Source organism: Kluyvera georgiana (genome assembly GCF_050990895.1).
Classification (GTDB): domain Bacteria; phylum Pseudomonadota; class Gammaproteobacteria; order Enterobacterales; family Enterobacteriaceae; genus Kluyvera; species Kluyvera georgiana.
In genome coordinates, this window is the sequence record NZ_CP158865.1 from 2,202,258 (window position 1) to 2,220,116 (window position 17,859).

A 17,859-nucleotide genomic window follows, 5' to 3' on the forward strand; every position below is an offset into this window, starting at 1 on the left:
TTCGCTGCAAATTCAGCAATGTCGATTTATCAGAGAGCCGTCAGGCTCCAAACAGGAGAGACCCGATGAGTAAATTCCTGGACCGGTTTCGCTACTTTAAACAAAAGGGTGAAACATTTGCCGATGGGCACGGACAGATTCTAAATACCAACCGGGATTGGGAAGATGGATACCGAAGCCGCTGGCAGCATGACAAAGTCGTTCGTTCTACGCACGGCGTAAACTGCACCGGTTCCTGCAGCTGGAAAATCTACGTAAAAAACGGTCTGGTCACCTGGGAAACCCAGCAGACGGACTATCCGCGTACCCGTCCGGATCTGCCAAATCACGAACCTCGCGGCTGTCCACGTGGGGCGAGCTATTCCTGGTACCTCTATAGCGCCAACCGTCTGAAATACCCGCTGATGCGCAAACGCCTGATGAAAATGTGGCGTGAAGCGAAAACGCTGCACAGCGATCCGGTTGATGCCTGGGCATCCATTATTGAAGATGCCGACAAAGCGAAAAGCTTCAAACAAGCGCGCGGCCGCGGCGGCTTCGTACGCTCCTCCTGGCAGGAAGTGAACGAGCTGATTGCCGCATCTAACGTTTACACCGTGAAAACCTACGGCCCGGACCGTGTAGCTGGCTTCTCGCCGATCCCGGCAATGTCGATGGTCTCCTACGCTTCCGGCGCCCGCTATCTCTCCCTGATTGGCGGCACCTGCCTGAGCTTCTACGACTGGTACTGTGACCTGCCGCCTGCCTCTCCGCAGACCTGGGGCGAGCAGACTGACGTACCGGAATCCGCCGACTGGTACAACTCCAGCTACATTCTCGCCTGGGGTTCCAACGTTCCGCAAACGCGTACTCCGGACGCGCACTTCTTCACTGAAGTTCGCTATAAAGGCACCAAAACCGTCGCTATTACCCCGGACTACGCTGAAATCGCCAAGCTGTGCGACCTGTGGTTAGCACCGAAGCAGGGTACCGATGCGGCGATGGCGCTGGCGATGGGCCACGTGATGCTGCGTGAATTCCACCTCGACAAGCCGAGCCAGTACTTCACCGATTACGTTCGCCGCTACACCGACATGCCAATGCTGGTGATGCTGGAAGAGCGTGATGGCTTCTACGCCGCGGGCCGCATGCTGCGTGCAGCGGATCTGGTGGACGGCCTGGGTCAGGAAGAGCATCCGGAATGGAAAACCGTCGCCTTTGATGAAAAAGGTGAAATGATTGCGCCAAACGGCTCTATCGGTTACCGCTGGGGCGATAAAGGTAAGTGGAACCTCGAACAGCGCGACGGCAAAACCGGCGAAGAGGTTGAACTGCGCCTCAGCCTGCTGGGCAGCCATGATGACGTGGCGCAGGTTGGCTTCCCGTACTTTGGCGGCGACGGCACCGAACACTTCGCCAGCGTTGAACTGGAAAACATTCTGCTGCACAAACTGCCGGTGAAACGCCTGCAGCTGGCAGACGGCAGTACCGCGCTGGTGACCACTGTTTATGACCTGACCATGGCGAACTACGGCCTGGAACGCGGTCTGAACGATGAAAACTGCGCAACCAGCTACGAAGATATTAAAGCGTACACCCCGGCGTGGGCGGAGAAAATCACCGGCGTTTCCAGCGCGCAGATCGTCCGTATCGCGCGTGAGTTCGCCGATAACGCCGATAAAACGCACGGTCGTTCGATGATCATCGTCGGTGCCGGTCTGAACCACTGGTATCACCTCGATATGAACTATCGCGGCCTGATCAACATGCTGGTGTTCTGCGGCTGCGTCGGCCAGAGCGGCGGCGGCTGGGCACACTATGTGGGCCAGGAAAAACTGCGTCCGCAGACCGGCTGGCAGCCGCTGGCGTTTGCCCTTGACTGGCAGCGTCCGGCCCGTCACATGAACAGCACCTCCTACTTCTATAACCACTCCAGCCAATGGCGCTATGAGTCGGTTACCGCGCAGGAACTGTTGTCACCGCTGGCGGATAAATCGCGCTATACCGGGCACCTGCTTGACTTCAACGTGCGTGCTGAACGCATGGGCTGGTTGCCGTCTGCACCGCAGTTAGGCACTAACCCGCTGCGTATCGCCGATGAAGCGAAGAAGGCGGGAATGACCCCGGTTGACTACACCGTGAAGGCGTTGAAAGAAGGTTCTATCCGCTTTGCCGCAGAACAGCCGGAAAACGGTAAGAACCACCCGCGCAACCTGTTTATCTGGCGTTCTAACCTGTTGGGTTCCTCCGGTAAAGGCCACGAATACATGCTGAAGTACCTGCTGGGTACCGAGCACGGCATTCAGGGGCTGGATCTCGGCAAGCAGGGCGGCGTGAAGCCGGAAGAAGTGGAATGGCAGGATAACGGCCTCGACGGCAAGTTGGATCTGGTGGTGACGCTGGACTTCCGCCTGTCTAGCACCTGTCTGTACTCCGACATCGTGCTGCCAACCGCGACCTGGTATGAAAAAGACGACATGAATACCTCGGATATGCATCCGTTTATTCACCCGCTGTCTGCCGCCGTTGACCCGGCCTGGGAATCGAAAAGCGACTGGGAAATCTACAAAGGCATCGCGAAGAAATTCTCTGAAGTGTGTATAGGTCATCTCGGCAAAGAAACCGATGTGGTTACCCTGCCAATCCAGCACGACTCCGCAGCCGAACTGGCGCAGCCGTTAGGCGTGAAGGACTGGAAAAAAGGCGAATGCGACCTGATCCCGGGTAAAACCGCGCCGCACATTATCCCGGTCGAACGTGATTACCCGGCAACCTATGAACGCTTTACCTCCATCGGCCCATTGATGGAAAAAATCGGTAACGGCGGGAAAGGGATTGCCTGGAACACCCAGAGCGAAATGGATCTGCTGCGTAAGCTCAACTACACCAAGGCAGAAGGCCCGGCGAAAGGCCAGCCGATGCTGGATACGGCGATTGATGCGGCGGAAATGATCCTCACCCTGGCGCCGGAAACCAACGGTCAGGTGGCGGTGAAAGCCTGGGCAGCGCTCAGCGAGTTTACCGGTCGCGACCATACGCATCTGGCGCTGAATAAAGAAGACGAAAAAATTCGCTTCCGTGATATTCAGGCGCAGCCGCGCAAGATTATCTCCAGCCCGACCTGGTCCGGTCTGGAAGACGAACACGTCTCTTACAACGCTGGCTATACCAACGTTCACGAGCTGATTCCATGGCGTACGCTGTCTGGTCGTCAGTCCCTGTATCAGGACCACCAGTGGATGCGTGACTTCGGTGAAAGCCTGCTGGTTTACCGTCCACCTATCGACACCCGTTCGGTGAAAGAGGTGATGGGTAAAAAATCCAACGGCTACCCGGAGAAGGCGCTGAACTTCCTGACGCCGCACCAGAAATGGGGTATTCACTCCACCTACAGCGACAACCTGCTGATGCTGACCTTAGGTCGCGGTGGCCCGGTTGTGTGGATGAGTGAAGAAGATGCCAAAGAGATCGGTATTGAAGACAACGACTGGATTGAAGTCTTCAACAACAACGGCGCGCTGACTGCACGTGCGGTCGTGAGCCAGCGTGTACCGGCCGGGATGACCATGATGTACCACGCGCAGGAACGTATCGTGAACCTGCCGGGTTCAGAAATTACCGGTCAGCGCGGCGGTATCCATAACTCGGTGACCCGCATTACGCCGAAACCGACCCATATGATCGGCGGCTATGCGCACCTGGCCTACGGTTTTAACTACTACGGCACCGTAGGTTCAAACCGTGATGAGTTTGTAGTGGTACGTAAGATGAAGAACATTAACTGGCTGGACGGCGAAGGCAATGACCAGGTACAGGAGAGCGTAAAATGAAAATTCGTTCACAAGTCGGCATGGTGCTGAATCTCGACAAATGCATCGGCTGTCATACCTGCTCAGTCACCTGTAAGAACGTCTGGACCAGTCGTGAAGGGACCGAGTACGCATGGTTCAACAACGTTGAAACCAAGCCGGGCACCGGTTTCCCGACCGACTGGGAAAACCAGGAAAAATACAAAGGCGGTTGGATCCGTAAGATCAACGGCAAGCTGGTGCCGCGCATGGGTAACAAAGCGCTGCTGCTGGGTAAAATCTTTGCCAACCCGCATCTTCCGGGGTTGGATGATTATTACGAGCCGTTTGATTTCGACTACCAGACGCTGCACAACGCGCCGGCAGATAGCAAGGCACAGCCGATTGCACGTCCGCGCTCGCTGATTACCGGCAAGCGTATGGACAAAATCACCAAAGGCCCGAACTGGGAAGACGACCTCGGCGGTGAGTTTGAGAAGCTGTCGAAAGACAAGAACTTCGAGAACATGCAGAAGGCGATGTACGGCCAGTTCGAAAACACCTTCATGATGTACCTGCCGCGACTGTGCGAGCACTGCCTCAACCCGGCGTGCGTGGCAACCTGCCCGAGCGGTGCTATCTACAAGCGTGAAGAAGACGGCATCGTGCTGATCGACCAGGACAAGTGTCGCGGCTGGCGTATGTGCATCACCGGCTGCCCGTACAAAAAAATCTACTTCAACTGGAAGAGCGGCAAGTCTGAAAAATGCATCTTCTGCTATCCGCGTATTGAAGCGGGTCAGCCGACCGTGTGTTCAGAAACATGTGTAGGCCGTATTCGTTACCTCGGCGTGCTGCTGTATGACGCGGATGCGATTGAAACCGCAGCAAGCACCGAGAATGAGAAAGACCTGTATCAGCGTCAGCTGGACGTATTCCTCGATCCGCACGATCCGAAGGTTATCGAGCAGGCGCAGAAAGACGGCATCCCGCTGAGCGTGATTGATGCGGCGCAGAAGTCGCCGGTCTACAAAATGGCAATGGACTGGAAGCTGGCGCTGCCGCTGCACCCGGAATACCGCACGCTGCCGATGGTCTGGTATGTGCCGCCGTTGTCACCGATTCAGTCCGCTGCCGATGCGGGCGAGCTGGGCAGTAACGGTATCCTGCCAGACGTCGAAAGTCTGCGTATTCCGGTTCAGTATCTGGCGAACCTGCTGACCGCAGGGGACACTCAGCCGGTGGTGCTGGCGCTGAAACGTATGCTGGCGATGCGTCACTTCAAACGCACCGAGACCGTTGACGGTGTGATTGATACCCGTGCGCTGGAAGAAGTCGGACTGACCGAAGCACAGGCGCAGGAAATGTACCGCTATCTGGCGATTGCCAACTACGAAGATCGTTTCGTGGTGCCAAGCAGTCACCGTGAACAAGCGCGCGAGGCGTTCCCGGAGAAAAATGGTTGTGGCTTTAGCTTCGGCGATGGCTGTCATGGTTCGGACACCAGGTTCAACCTGTTCAACAGCCGTCGTATTGACTCTGTGGATGTAAGCAGCAAAACGGAGCCGCACTCATGATTGAACTCGTGGTGATTTCACGTCTCCTTGAGTACCCGGATGCTGCCTTATGGCAGCATCAAGGTGAACTCTTCGACGTATTGTCTGAATCAGACAAACTGGAAAAAGCGGATGCTCAGGCGCTGGGCATCTTCCTGCGTGATTTAACTGCGCAGGATCTGCTGGATGCGCAGGCGGCCTACAGCGAACTGTTTGACCGTGGTCGCGCCACGTCGCTGCTGCTGTTCGAACACGTGCACGGCGAATCCCGCGACCGCGGGCAGGCGATGGTCGATCTGCTGAATCAGTATGAGCAGCACGGCCTGGTCCTCAACAGCCGCGAGCTGCCGGATCACCTGCCGCTGTATCTGGAGTATCTGGCACAGCTGCCAGAGAGCGAAGCGATTGGCGGTCTGCAGGACATCGCGCCGATTCTGGCGCTGCTCTGCGCGCGCTTGCAGCAGCGTGAGAGCCGCTATGCGGTGCTGTTCGAACAGCTGTTGAAGCTGGCCAACAGTGCGGTAGATGACGCGAAAGTGGCGGAAAAAATTGCCGACGAAGCCCGTGATGATACTCCACAGGCGCTGGATGCGGTATGGGAAGAAGAGCAGGTGAAATTCTTTGCCGACCAGGGCTGTGGTGATTCGGAAATCGCCAATCATCAGCGTCGTTTTGCCGGAGCCGTGGCCCCGCAATATTTGAATATCTCTAACGGAGGACAGCAATAATGCACTTCCTGAATATGTTCTTCTTTGACATTTATCCGTACATTGCGGGTTCTGTCTTCCTGATTGGCAGTTGGCTGCGCTACGACTACGGGCAGTACACCTGGCGCGCCGCTTCCAGCCAGATGCTGGATCGCAAAGGGATGAACCTGGCCTCAAACCTGTTCCATATCGGGATTCTGGGGGTATTTGCTGGCCACTTCCTGGGCATGCTGACGCCACACTGGATGTATGAAGCGTGGCTGCCGCTGGAAGTGAAGCAGAAGATGGCGATGTTTGGCGGCGGCGCCGCGGGCTTGATGTGCCTTGTTGGCGGTGTGCTGTTGCTTAAGCGCCGTCTGTTTAGCCCACGCGTACGTGCGACTACGACCGGTGCCGATATTCTGGTGCTCTCCGTGCTGGTTATCCAGTGTGCGCTGGGCCTGCTGACGATTCCGTTCTCTGCCCAGCATATGGATGGTAGCGAGATGATGAAACTGGTCGGTTGGGCGCAGTCTGTTGTGACCTTCCATGGTGGTGCATCCGCACATCTGGACGGTGTAGCCTTTATCTTCCGTATGCACCTGGTACTAGGGATGACGCTGTTCCTGCTGTTCCCCTTCTCGCGTCTGGTACATATCTGGAGCGTGCCGGTCGAGTATCTGACCCGCAAGTATCAGATTGTTCGTGCGCGCCATTAATACGGTGCAGTGACGCGCTAAACCCCGCTTCGGCGGGGTTTTTTGTTTGTGCGGTCTGTTCCCCGGCGGCGCTGCGCTTGGCCGGGCTACAGGGCTGGTGCGTATTTGTAGCCCGGCCAAGCGCAGCGCCGCCGGGATATATAGGGCAGAGATTTAAAATAGAGTTAGAAAACTCACAGAGATAACTAAGGTAGATTTGGATATTTAATGGGGTATGACTAAGAAAAGAGGGGCGTGGGGAAGGATTACTCAGCACGATGCGCTTCGCCCTTCGGGTCATTGCCCGCGGCAACGCTTTCTCGCTAGCGCTCGAATCGAACCTTAGTCGAAGCTTCTCATCCTTCCCGCATGGGTAAGATATAAAATTTCAATGTTTTGATTAAAGCGGGAGTTATCAGGAAGTGATGGTGGTGGGGGAAGGATTACTCAGCGCGATGCGCTTCGCCCTTCGGGTCATTGCCTGCGGCAACGCTTTCTCGCTAGCGCTCGAATCGAACCTTAGTCGAAGCTTCTCATCCTTCCCGCATGGGTAAGATATAAAATTTCAACGTTTTGATTAAAGAGGGTGTTATCAGGAAGTGATGGTGGTGGGGGAAGGATTACTCAGCGCGATGCGCTTCGCCCTTCGGGTCATTGCCTGCGGCAACGCTTTCTCGCTAGCGCTCGAATCGAACCTTAGTCGAAGCTTCTCATCCTTCCCGCATGGGTAAGATATAAAATTTCAACGTTTTGATTAAAGAGGGTGTTATCAGGAAGTGATGGTGGTGGGGGAAGGATTCGAACCTTCGAAGTCGATGACGGCAGATTTACAGTCTGCTCCCTTTGGCCGCTCGGGAACCCCACCAGGGGTAATTCAAATTGTAGGTAAAGCTTGAAGATGGGGCGGGGGAAGGATTATTTGTCGCTTCGCTCCTCACCCTACGGGCCGTTGCCGTCGGCAACGTTCTCTCGCATTCGCTCGAGCCGAACCTTAATCGAAGGTTCTCACCCTTCCCCGACAAGTGCAAACTTCTGCATTGCTCATCGAGTTTACTACATTACTGTAGTGAATAATGGTGGTGGGGGAAGGATTCGAACCTTCGAAGTCGATGACGGCAGATTTACAGTCTGCTCCCTTTGGCCGCTCGGGAACCCCACCACTGGGGTAATGCTTGGTTTTACTGGCCTGCTTCCTTCTCGGGAAGCGGGGCGCATCATATCAAATGACGCGCCGCTGTAAAGCATTCGTTTATCGAAAATGAACTGTTTGCCTGCTTTTTATCCGCACCGGGTTAAAGCTAATCAATTCATTTCGCTAACGATTAAAGAATAATCGTGCGATTACCGTAAACGAAAACACGCTGCGCCAGCACCTGATACAGCGCGCGGCTCAATACGTTTTTCTCGACGTCACGTCCGGCTCGCATCATATCTTCTGCCGTGTAGGTGTGGTCGACGTGGATAACGTCCTGCATGATGATCGGGCCTTCATCCAGGTTATCGTTCACGTAGTGAGCGGTCGCGCCGACAATTTTCACGCCGCGCTCATAGGCCTGATGGTACGGACGCGCGCCGATAAATGCGGGCAGGAACGAGTGGTGAATATTGATGATTTTATTCGGGAAGCGAGCGACAAATTCCGGTGTGAGCACGCGCATGTATTTGGCGAGGACGACATAATCCGGCTGGTGGGCTTCAATGGCATCGGCCATCTGCTGGTCATGTTCTTCACGTGCCAGACCTTCATGACTGACCAGCTGGAACGGAATACCAAAGCGTTCAACCAGCGAACGCAGCGTTTCGTGGTTCCCGATGACGGCGGCAATTTCAACGTCCAGACCACCGTAGTTGGCTTTCATCAGCAGGTCGCCCAGACAGTGGGCCTCTTTTGTGACCAGAATGACGATACGGCGGCGGCCCGCAGGGTTAAGCTCACGTACGGAACCTTCCGGCAGCGCGCTGTCTAAATCTGCAAGCAGGGTAGAGTCGTTGAAGATGCCTTCCAGTTCGGTACGCATAAAGAAACGCCCGGTGCGATGATCGACAAATTCGTTGTTCTGCACGATGTTCAGCTCGTGTTTGTAGCAGATGTTGGTGATGCGCGCGATCAGGCCTTTCTGGTCAGGACAGATGGTGCGTAGAACTTTTCGTTGGATGGAATGCATTGCCGGGTAAATCCTGTTGATAATGTTTGCGAAGCTGTTGTCGGGCGTTTACTGCCCGCAGCATTTTTTAAATTTTTTCCCTGAACCGCAAGGGCAGGGATCGTTTCTGCCAATCACTGGCCGCGTACCGTCGATATAGTACCACTGACCGTTTTCATTTAAGAATCGTGAACGCTCAATGATGGCGCCATTCTTGTTATGTTCACGGAAACGAGCGACGAAGCTGACAAAACCTTCATTCTCGTGGCGGCCATCTTCGGCAGCGAAAACGGTCAGCCCTAGCCATTCGGTATGAGCAAAACCGCTATGGATTTCATCGCGAAACGCGCCAGCCTGACATGTGGGATGCCAGGTTTTCACCAGATAATCTGCATCCTTCTTCACGAAGGCGCAATAGCGTGAGCGCATAAGGTGTGATGGGCTCGGTGCGACTTCGTTGCCGGACAGATAACGCTGGCAACATAAGCTATACTCGAGAGCGCTCCCACAGGGGCAAAGTTCAGACAAAGAGATCTCCCTGAAGCGATAAATTAACGGCGACGTTACGCCTGATAGCACTATGGTAACCGAGCGATGGAGATGATGCCACGCCAGAAGCAAGAGGATGTTTATCGGTAACAATGAGAAAGATTAAAATTGGCCTGGCGTTAGGTTCAGGGGCGGCGCGGGGCTGGTCGCATATTGGCGTGATTAAAGCGCTGCAGAAAATGGGAATAGAGATTGATATCGTTGCCGGATGTTCCATTGGTTCGCTGGTAGGGGCGGCTTACGCCAGCAATCAGCTCCCGGCGCTGGAAAAGTGGGTCTGTTCATTCAGCTACTGGGACGTGCTACGTCTGATGGATTTATCATGGCGGCGGGGCGGCCTGCTTCGCGGCGAGCGCGTCTTTAATCACTATCGGCAGATTATGCCGAACGACACGATCGAACAGTGTGAGCGTCGTTTTGCGGCGGTGGCGACGAACCTAAGCACCGGTCGTGAGCTGTGGTTTACCGAAGGCGATTTGCATATGGCGGTTCGAGCTTCGTGCAGTATTCCAGGGCTGATGGCGCCGGTGCAGCATAACGGTTACTGGTTAGTGGATGGCGCAGTAGTCAACCCGGTACCGGTTTCGCTAACACGTGCGTTGGGGGCCGATATCGTTATTGCGGTCGATTTGCAACATGACGCACACCTTATGCAGCAGGATCTCCTGTCCGTCAATATTCAGCCCGATGTAGAGATGAATGAATCGCCAGATGAGCTATCATGGCATGAGCGCCTGCGCTCCCGGTTAGGGCGCGTTGCTTCTCGCCGGTCGGTGGTTGCGCCCACAGCAATGGAAATTATGACAACCTCAATCCAGGTGCTGGAAAATCGGCTCAAACGTAACCGCATGGCGGGTGACCCGCCGGACATTCTGTTACAGCCGTTTTGTCCCCAGATTTCAACTCTGGATTTTCATCGAGCTTCATCTGCAATAGCCGCGGGTCAACAAGCGGTTGAAAAAAAGACAGATGAGCTACTGCCTTTGGTACAGAGTTCGACTTAAGGCATTTTTTTCGACTACTTCAGCAAATTCTGAAAGGCGATTATCACAATAGCATGCCACTATTTAGATATCGTCGGGCAGGGGAGACATCATGACGCAGCCGTTGGCGGGAAAACAGATTTTGATTGTCGAAGACGAACCGGTTTTCCGCTCACTTATGGATTCATGGCTTTCGTCGCTCGGCGCACGCACGCTACTGGCTCAGGACGGCGTTGATGCGCTTTCGCAGTTGGAAAGCCAAAGGCCCGATCTGATGATCTGCGACCTGGCAATGCCGCGTATGAACGGTTTGCAGTTGGTAGAGCACCTACGCAATGCCGGCGATACACTACCTATTCTTATCATTTCCGCGACCGAAAATATGGCCGATATTGCCAAAGCGCTGCGTCTTGGCGTTCAGGACGTGTTATTAAAACCGGTTAAGGATTTGAATCGTCTGCGGGAAACCGTATTGGCCTGCCTGTACCCCAATATGTTTAATTCCCGGGTGGAGGAAGAAGAGCGGCTATTTGAAGACTGGGATGCGCTAGTGAGCAACCCCGCAGCGGCGGCAAAACTTTTACAAGAGTTGCAGCCGCCGGTTCAGCAAAAAATATCGCACTGCCGGATAAATTATCGTCAGCTGATGGCGGTCGATGCGCCTGGTCTGGTTTTGGATATTGCGCCGCTTTCTGAGCACGATTTGGCATTTTATTGCCTGGATGTTACCCGTGCCGGCGATAATGGGGTTCTGGCCGCGTTATTATTACGCGTGCTATTTAATGGTCTCCTGCAAGAACAGTTGGCGCATCAAGGCCAGCGACTACCAGAATTAGGGAGTTTGCTAAAGCAGGTCAATCAGCTTTTGCGTCAGGCAAATCTTCCCGGTCAGTTCCCGCTGCTTGTGGGTTATTATCATAGTGGGTTAAAAAATCTCATCCTGGTATCCGCTGGCTTAAACGGCACATTAAATACCGGCGAACATCAAATACAAATAAGCAATGGCGTACCGCTGGGTACGTTGGGTAATGCTTATCTCAACCAAATAAGCCAGCGCTGTACTTCGTGGCAGTGTCAGATTTGGGGAAATGGTGGCCGTTTACGCTTAATGTTGTCTGCGGAATGAGCAAACGCATTTTTTTACAGGGATAGCTTTAACGGCTTTTCTGCCGTGGTGCTACTATCTGGAAAATTGATGTGGATATACTCGTCATACTTCAGCGTGCTGGTGCGTTGAACGGACCCGTTATCTTCGGCGGCGGAGTTTAATGTCAGCACGAAGTATATGGGCAGCGCTCCTCCTTCAGCCGGGCTTTCGAGTATAAATCTTAATTCGAGGTCATCGCGTCCTTTTCAGAGCAGCCTCAGTAGGTTGTGATGATATACTCGACGCGTTATTAATTAACGAGCAAGTTCAAAGTTTGAACAGTTCAGGAGATTTGAATGGCTGCCCTAAATTCGAAAGTAAGAAAGGCTGTTATCCCGGTTGCCGGATTAGGTACAAGGATGTTGCCTGCTACCAAAGCAATTCCTAAGGAAATGTTGCCGCTGGTAGATAAGCCTTTAATTCAGTATGTCGTGAACGAGTGTATCGCAGCTGGTATCACCGAAATTGTACTGGTTACCCATTCTTCCAAGAATTCTATTGAAAACCATTTCGACACCAGCTTTGAGCTTGAAGCCATGCTGGAGAAGCGTGTAAAACGTCAGCTTCTGGAAGAAGTGCAGTCTATTTGCCCGCCACACGTCACTATCATGCAAGTACGTCAGGGGTTGGCAAAAGGCCTGGGCCACGCGGTGCTGTGCGCACATCCTGTCGTTGGCGATGAACCTGTCGCCGTCATCCTGCCGGACGTTATTCTTGATGAATATGAATCCGACCTGAGCCGCGATAACCTGGCTGAGATGATTGCGCGCTTTGACGAAACGGGCGCAAGCCAGATCATGGTTGAGCCGGTTGCTGACGTTACCGCCTACGGCGTAGTGGATTGCAAAGGCGCGCCCCTGAATCCAGGCGACAGCGTGCCGATGGTTGGCGTGGTTGAGAAACCAAAAGCCGACGTTGCACCGTCTAACCTTGCGGTAGTCGGTCGCTATGTTCTGAGTGCGGAAATTTGGCCGCTGCTGGCGAAAACACCTCCAGGCGCAGGCGACGAGATTCAGCTGACTGATGCTATCGATATGCTGATCGAAAAAGAGACCGTGGAAGCGTACCATATGAAGGGCAAAAGCCATGATTGTGGTAATAAGCTGGGGTACATGCAGGCATTTGTCGAATACGGTATTCGCCATAATACGCTGGGTGAAGACTTCAAAGCGTGGCTGCAAGACACGCTGGGCATCGCGAAGTAATATCGTGAGTGCAAAAAAAGCCGGGGAAACCCGGCTTTTTTTATTTAAATAACACGAAAGGATAAAAAATGAGCGTGCTTGTGCGATGGCGTTATCAAGCTAGAGGCGATTGCCTGATATAAAAAATCCCGCCGTAGCGGGATTCTTACAAAGCATCAGGATTAATCCTTGATCAGGAAATCGTCCAGAGATTTACCCTGTTCGTCCATCGCTTTTTTGATTACTGCCGGGGTACGACCCTGGCCGGTCCAGGTTTTGGTTTCGCCGTTTTCATCAACATAGCTATATTTAGCCGGACGTGCAGCGCGTTTAGCTTTGGTGCCAGTCTTGGCTGCAGCCATGCTATTCAGCAGTTCGTTCGGATCAATACCGTCAGCAATCAGCATTTCACGATATTGTTGCAGTTTACGAGTACGTTCTTCGATTTCTGCAGCAGCAGCGTTTTCTTCTTCACGACGTTCGTTAACAACAACTTCTAATTTTTCCAGCATTTCTTCAAGCGTTTCAAGGGTGCATTCTCTTGCCTGCGCACGAAGAGTACGGATGTTGTTCAAAATTTTAAGTGCTTCGCTCATTGTAGTAATCTCAAACTTATATTGTGGGGTGGTTTGTTGAAGTAATAATAGAGCGATAAAATCAGATGTGCAATAGGGAAGAATGTAAGGAATTCAAAATAACGTGTTATTTGATGCTGTCATTAATATTTATAAGTTAAATTGTGGGCACGTTTACTCATCTTTTTCGCACTTATTGCCAGGCATCGCAGCGGGATAACGAGCGGTCCGGTGATGGTGGGAAGTGTATAAATATACCCCGGACGGGTAAATATCAACCTTATGTATTAGCCAGCATGCATCCATTTTGTGCATTACTCTATCAGCAATGAATGATTGCGAGACTCAACCACTTTACGGCCTGGCTGGGCTTTTGCCGCGCATTCCTTAACCCTATTCATCTATTTGCCTCAGAGCCTGTATGGGTAAATTTTGGGGTTGAGAAAGCGGTTTCATGATGTAAACAAAGGCAATACATCAGGCGGAATCAGGGTTATGGGCTTTAAGCCCATAGTTATGACGATGTTATTTCAACCTGAGTCAGTTTAATTTACAGATAACAATGGCCAGCAAGTCGCTACACAAATTGGTGGCGATCACATTTTTTAAGACAGACTCATTAATCTTTTCAACTATTAACCTCGCTAGCTATTTTTACCGTGATGGACCGCTGACTGTATGCGCCTGTGGGGGGAGGAACATAGTTAACTATTTCAGATTTATGACGAAGTTACCTCGGCCAAAGGGATAAATATGAAGGGTGGAAACGGCAGTGACGTAAAATATCGGTTTTCCTGATGATTTCAGTCTTATCAGGCGGATTATCGAGAGTTATCCTCACTCGCAATGGTGAAGAGGACACAGGAAGCCTGTGGGCAAAATATGCTACACTGCACGCCGTTTAAAAAACGCATCGATTAGGATTTTGCAGCCAATGGCACAACTTTATTTCTACTACTCAGCAATGAACGCCGGGAAGTCGACCGCTCTGTTGCAGTCGTCATACAACTACCAGGAGCGCGGTATGCGCACTATCGTTTATACCGCAGAAATAGACGACCGTTTCGGCGCGGGTAAAGTGAGCTCACGAATTGGTTTATCCTCGCCGGCAAAGCTGTTTAATCAGACCAGTAACCTGTTTGCCGAAATTAGCGCCGAGAACGCGCGTGAGCGGGTTAACTGCGTGCTGGTCGATGAATGCCAGTTCCTCACGCGTGAACAGGTCTACGCGCTTTCTGACGTGGTAGATAACCTGGATATTCCGGTATTGTGCTACGGGCTGAGAACGGATTTTCGCGGCGAGCTGTTTAGCGGTAGCCAATATTTACTGGCGCTCTCTGACAAACTGGTTGAGTTAAAAACGATCTGCTTCTGCGGCCGTAAGGCCAGCATGGTGCTGCGACTCGATCAAGAAGGGCGTCCGTACAATGAGGGTGAGCAGGTGGTGATTGGCGGCAACGAGCGTTACGTATCCGTTTGCCGTAAGCATTACAAGGAGGCGCTTGAGAAGGGCTCTCTGGCCGTTATTCAGGAACAGCATCGTCTAAGCTACCGTTCCTGCTAAACGTCTCTACGCACGTTTGAGGCTCTGAGGGACATGGAGCCCAAACGCGCGTTTATTTGAGGCAATGTTTGCGAAGATAAAAAAAGCCCCATCGTAATGATGGGGCTTTTTGCTTATGCTTTTCAGCGAGCGTTAAAGCGGATTATTTCTTCGCTTTTTTCTCAGCTTTAGCCGGAGCTGCTTCTTTCTTCTCAACTGCCGGAGTGCCTTCAACGAAGTCACGACCGTAGTAAGTATCCAGCAGAATCTGTTTCAGTTCAGAAATCAGCGGATAACGCGGGTTAGCACCGGTGCACTGGTCATCGAACGCATCTTCAGACAGTTTGTCAACGTGTGCCAGGAAGTCTGCTTCCTGTACGCCAGCTTCACGGATAGACTTAGGAATACCCAGTTCAGCTTTGATTTCGTCCAGCCAGCCCAGCAGTTTTTCAATTTTCGCTGCAGTGCGGTCGCCCGGAGCAGACAGACCCAGATGGTCAGCGATTTCAGCGTAGCGACGACGTGCTTGCGGACGGTCATACTGGCTGAATGCGGTCTGTTTAGTCGGGTTGTCGTTCGCGTTGTAACGAATAACGTTGCCGATCAGCAGGGCGTTCGCCAGACCGTGAGGAATGTGGAACTGAGAGCCCAGCTTGTGCGCCATAGAGTGACATACACCCAGGAAGGCGTTAGCAAACGCGATACCGGCAATCGTCGCTGCACTGTGAACGCGCTCACGCGCTACCGGGTTCTTAGAACCTTCATGGTAGGACGCTGGCAGGTTTTCTTTCAGCAGTTTCAGAGCCTGCAGAGCCTGACCGTCGGAGAACTCAGAAGCCAGTACGGAAACGTAAGCTTCCAGGGCGTGAGTTACAGCATCCAGACCACCGAATGCACAAAGTGACTTCGGCATATCCATGACCAGGTTCGCGTCAACAATCGCCATATCCGGAGTCAGCGCATAGTCTGCCAGCGGGTATTTCTGGCCAGTTGCGTCGTCGGTAACAACTGCAAACGGCGTCACTTCAGAACCGGTACCGGAAGTGGTGGTGATAGCAACCATTTTTGCTTTCACGCCCATTTTCGGGAACTTGTAGATACGTTTACGGATGTCCATAAAGCGCAGCGCCAGTTCTTCGAAGTGGGTTTCCGGGTGCTCGTACATGACCCACATGATTTTTGCTGCGTCCATCGGGGAACCGCCGCCCAGCGCGATGATCACGTCTGGTTTGAACGAGTTCGCCAGGTCCGCACCTTTACGGACGATAGTCAGAGTCGGGTCAGCTTCAACTTCGAAGAACACTTCGGTTTCAACGCCAGCCGCTTTCAGAACAGAAGTGATCTGATCTGCGTAGCCGTTGTTGAACAGGAAGCGGTCGGTCACGATCAGCGCACGTTTGTGGCCATCGGTAATCACTTCATCCAGCGCGATTGGCAGTGAGCCACGGCGGAAGTAGATAGATTTCGGAAGTTTGTGCCACAACATGTTTTCAGCTCGCTTAGCAACGGTTTTCTTGTTGATCAGGTGCTTAGGACCAACGTTTTCAGAGATGGAGTTACCACCCCAGGAACCACAACCCAGAGTCAGGGAAGGTGCGAGTTTGAAGTTGTACAGGTCGCCGATACCACCCTGAGAAGCCGGGGTGTTGATCAGGATACGCGCGGTTTTCATCATCTGGCCGAAGTAAGCAACGCGTTCTGGCTGGTTATCCTGGTCGGTGTACAGGCAAGAGGTATGACCGATACCGCCCATCGCAACCAGTTTTTCTGCTTTATTAACCGCGTCTTCGAAGTCTTTCGCACGATACATAGCCAGCGTCGGAGACAGTTTTTCGTGTGCAAACGGTTCGCTTTCGTCAACAACCTTAACTTCACCGATCAGAATCTTAGTGGTTTCTGGTACGGAGAAGCCTGCCAGTTCAGCAATTTTGTATGCCGGCTGACCAACGATAGCGGCGTTCAGTGCGCCATTCTTCAGGATAACGTCCTGAACGGCTTTCAGCTCTTTGCCCTGCAGCAGGTAGCCGCCGTGAGTCGCGAAACGCTCACGCACTGCGTCGTATACGGAATCAACAACAACAACAGACTGTTCAGAAGCACAGATTACGCCGTTATCGAAGGTTTTAGACATCAGAACGGATGCAACAGCACGTTTCACATCAGCGGTTTCATCAATAACAACCGGGGTGTTACCTGCGCCTACACCGATGGCTGGTTTACCGGAGCTGTATGCCGCTTTAACCATGCCCGGACCGCCGGTCGCGAGGATCAGGTTGATGTCCGGATGGTGCATCAGGGCGTTAGACAGTTCAACAGACGGTTGGTCAATCCAGCCGATCAGATCTTTCGGTGCGCCCGCTGCGATGGCAGCCTGCAGAACGATGTCAGCAGCTTTGTTGGTCGCATCTTTAGCACGCGGGTGCGGAGAGAAGATGATAGCGTTACGCGTCTTCAGGCTGATCAGCGATTTGAAGATAGCGGTGGAAGTTGGGTTAGTTGTTGGTACGATACCGCAGATGATGCCGATAGGTTCAGCAATAGTGATAGTACCGAAAGTGTCGTCTTCAGACAGCACGCCACAGGTTTTTTCATCTTTATAGGCGTTGTAGATATATTCTGAAGCGAAGTGGTTTTTGATCACTTTGTCTTCAACAATACCCATGCCGGATTCGGCAACAGCCATTTTGGCGAGAGGGATTCGAGCATCTGCAGCGGCCAGAGCGGCGGCGCGGAAGATTTTGTCAACTTGCTCTTGAGTGAAACTGGCATATTCACGCTGGGCTTTTTTTACGCGCTCTACGAGTGCGTTAAGTTCAGCGACATTAGTAACAGCCATAATGCTCTCCTGATAATGTTAAACTTTTTTAGTGAATCATCTGCTCGACAAGTCAGTATAGACAAATCACCTGCAGCTGGCGAAAAAGTTAAGGAAACAAGGCGTTACCCACGAACTGATTCACTGATTTACTAAAAGAGCTTCGATTTAGCCAAGGAGCTCACCGGAAAAAATACGACTTATTGATGAGG

12 protein-coding genes, 2 tRNA genes and 4 other RNA genes are annotated in these 17,859 nt (G+C 52.7%); 8 read left to right on the forward strand and 10 right to left on the reverse strand.

Annotation, left to right across the window (positions count from 1 at the left end; translation table 11 throughout):
• Positions 1-65: 65 nt before the first annotated feature.
• The 4 genes from ABTW00_RS10430 to narI are packed head-to-tail and all read left to right on the forward strand — an operon-like array spanning position 66 to position 6,728.
• The gene (locus ABTW00_RS10430) at positions 66-3,809 is read left to right on the forward strand and encodes a nitrate reductase subunit alpha (RefSeq protein WP_433640607.1); all 3,744 of its coding nucleotides are present in this window, start codon (positions 66-68) and stop codon (positions 3,807-3,809) included.
• Positions 3,806-5,344: a nitrate reductase subunit beta gene (gene narH, locus ABTW00_RS10435; protein WP_065356683.1), complete on the forward strand. Its 1,539-nt coding sequence runs from the start codon at positions 3,806-3,808 to the stop codon at positions 5,342-5,344. Before ABTW00_RS10430 ends, narH begins: the two co-directional genes overlap by 4 nt.
• Positions 5,341-6,051, forward strand: coding sequence for a nitrate reductase molybdenum cofactor assembly chaperone (narJ, locus tag ABTW00_RS10440; RefSeq protein WP_433640611.1), 711 nt, complete (start codon positions 5,341-5,343; stop codon positions 6,049-6,051). The genes narH and narJ overlap by 4 nt, the downstream gene beginning before the upstream one ends.
• Positions 6,051-6,728 (forward strand): respiratory nitrate reductase subunit gamma, encoded by a 678-nt coding sequence (narI, locus tag ABTW00_RS10445; protein ID WP_064544999.1) that lies wholly within the window; start codon positions 6,051-6,053, stop codon positions 6,726-6,728. The genes narJ and narI overlap by 1 nt, the downstream gene beginning before the upstream one ends.
• Before the next feature lie 228 nt (positions 6,729-6,956).
• Here the strand turns inward: narI and ABTW00_RS10450 are convergent.
• The 8 genes from ABTW00_RS10450 to ABTW00_RS10485 all read right to left on the reverse strand — a co-directional run bounded on the left by ABTW00_RS10450 (position 6,957) and on the right by ABTW00_RS10485 (position 9,379).
• A non-coding RNA gene (locus ABTW00_RS10450) (RtT sRNA) lies at positions 6,957-7,088 on the reverse strand.
• Between the two features lie 45 nt (positions 7,089-7,133).
• A non-coding RNA gene (locus ABTW00_RS10455) (RtT sRNA) lies at positions 7,134-7,265 on the reverse strand.
• A gap of 45 nt (positions 7,266-7,310) precedes the next feature.
• Positions 7,311-7,442: non-coding RNA, RtT sRNA (locus tag ABTW00_RS10460), on the reverse strand.
• A gap of 45 nt (positions 7,443-7,487) precedes the next feature.
• Positions 7,488-7,572: transfer RNA gene (locus ABTW00_RS10465), tRNA-Tyr, on the reverse strand.
• 33 nt (positions 7,573-7,605) lie between these two features.
• Positions 7,606-7,737, reverse strand: a non-coding RNA gene (locus tag ABTW00_RS10470) — RtT sRNA.
• A gap of 44 nt (positions 7,738-7,781) precedes the next feature.
• Positions 7,782-7,866: transfer RNA gene (locus ABTW00_RS10475), tRNA-Tyr, on the reverse strand.
• 163 nt (positions 7,867-8,029) lie between these two features.
• A complete protein-coding gene (purU, locus tag ABTW00_RS10480) occupies positions 8,030-8,872 on the reverse strand; it encodes a formyltetrahydrofolate deformylase (protein WP_064545001.1) in 843 nt (280 codons plus the stop codon).
• Positions 8,873-8,920: 48 nt separating this feature from the next.
• Positions 8,921-9,379 (reverse strand): YchJ family protein, encoded by a 459-nt coding sequence (locus ABTW00_RS10485; protein WP_074398767.1) that lies wholly within the window; start codon positions 9,377-9,379, stop codon positions 8,921-8,923.
• Positions 9,380-9,492: 113 nt separating this feature from the next.
• On the opposite strand from ABTW00_RS10485, the gene rssA reads away from it, so the two are divergent.
• The 3 genes from rssA (at position 9,493) to galU (ending at position 12,735) form a co-directional block, all read left to right on the forward strand.
• Positions 9,493-10,404, forward strand: coding sequence for a patatin-like phospholipase RssA (gene rssA / locus ABTW00_RS10490; protein WP_065357185.1), 912 nt, complete (start codon positions 9,493-9,495; stop codon positions 10,402-10,404).
• Between the two features lie 91 nt (positions 10,405-10,495).
• Positions 10,496-11,509 carry a two-component system response regulator RssB gene (gene rssB, locus ABTW00_RS10495; RefSeq protein WP_065357184.1) on the forward strand — a complete coding sequence of 338 codons (1,014 nt, stop codon included), beginning with the start codon at positions 10,496-10,498 and terminating at the stop codon, positions 11,507-11,509.
• 317 nt (positions 11,510-11,826) lie between these two features.
• Positions 11,827-12,735 carry a UTP--glucose-1-phosphate uridylyltransferase GalU gene (gene galU / locus ABTW00_RS10500; RefSeq protein ID WP_065357183.1) on the forward strand — a complete coding sequence of 303 codons (909 nt, stop codon included), beginning with the start codon at positions 11,827-11,829 and terminating at the stop codon, positions 12,733-12,735.
• A 161-nt stretch (positions 12,736-12,896) separates the two neighbouring features.
• Here galU and hns read toward each other — a convergent pair whose 3' ends face one another.
• Positions 12,897-13,310: a histone-like nucleoid-structuring protein H-NS gene (gene hns / locus ABTW00_RS10505; RefSeq protein WP_064545023.1), complete on the reverse strand. Its 414-nt coding sequence runs from the start codon at positions 13,308-13,310 to the stop codon at positions 12,897-12,899.
• Between the two features lie 913 nt (positions 13,311-14,223).
• Here hns and tdk point away from each other — a divergent pair.
• Positions 14,224-14,853, forward strand: coding sequence for a thymidine kinase (tdk, locus tag ABTW00_RS10510; RefSeq protein ID WP_433640619.1), 630 nt, complete (start codon positions 14,224-14,226; stop codon positions 14,851-14,853).
• Between the two features lie 142 nt (positions 14,854-14,995).
• On the opposite strand, the gene adhE is transcribed toward tdk, so the two are convergent.
• Positions 14,996-17,668, reverse strand: coding sequence for a bifunctional acetaldehyde-CoA/alcohol dehydrogenase (adhE, locus tag ABTW00_RS10515; RefSeq protein WP_271448085.1), 2,673 nt, complete (start codon positions 17,666-17,668; stop codon positions 14,996-14,998).
• Between the last annotated feature and the right edge of the window lie 191 nt (positions 17,669-17,859).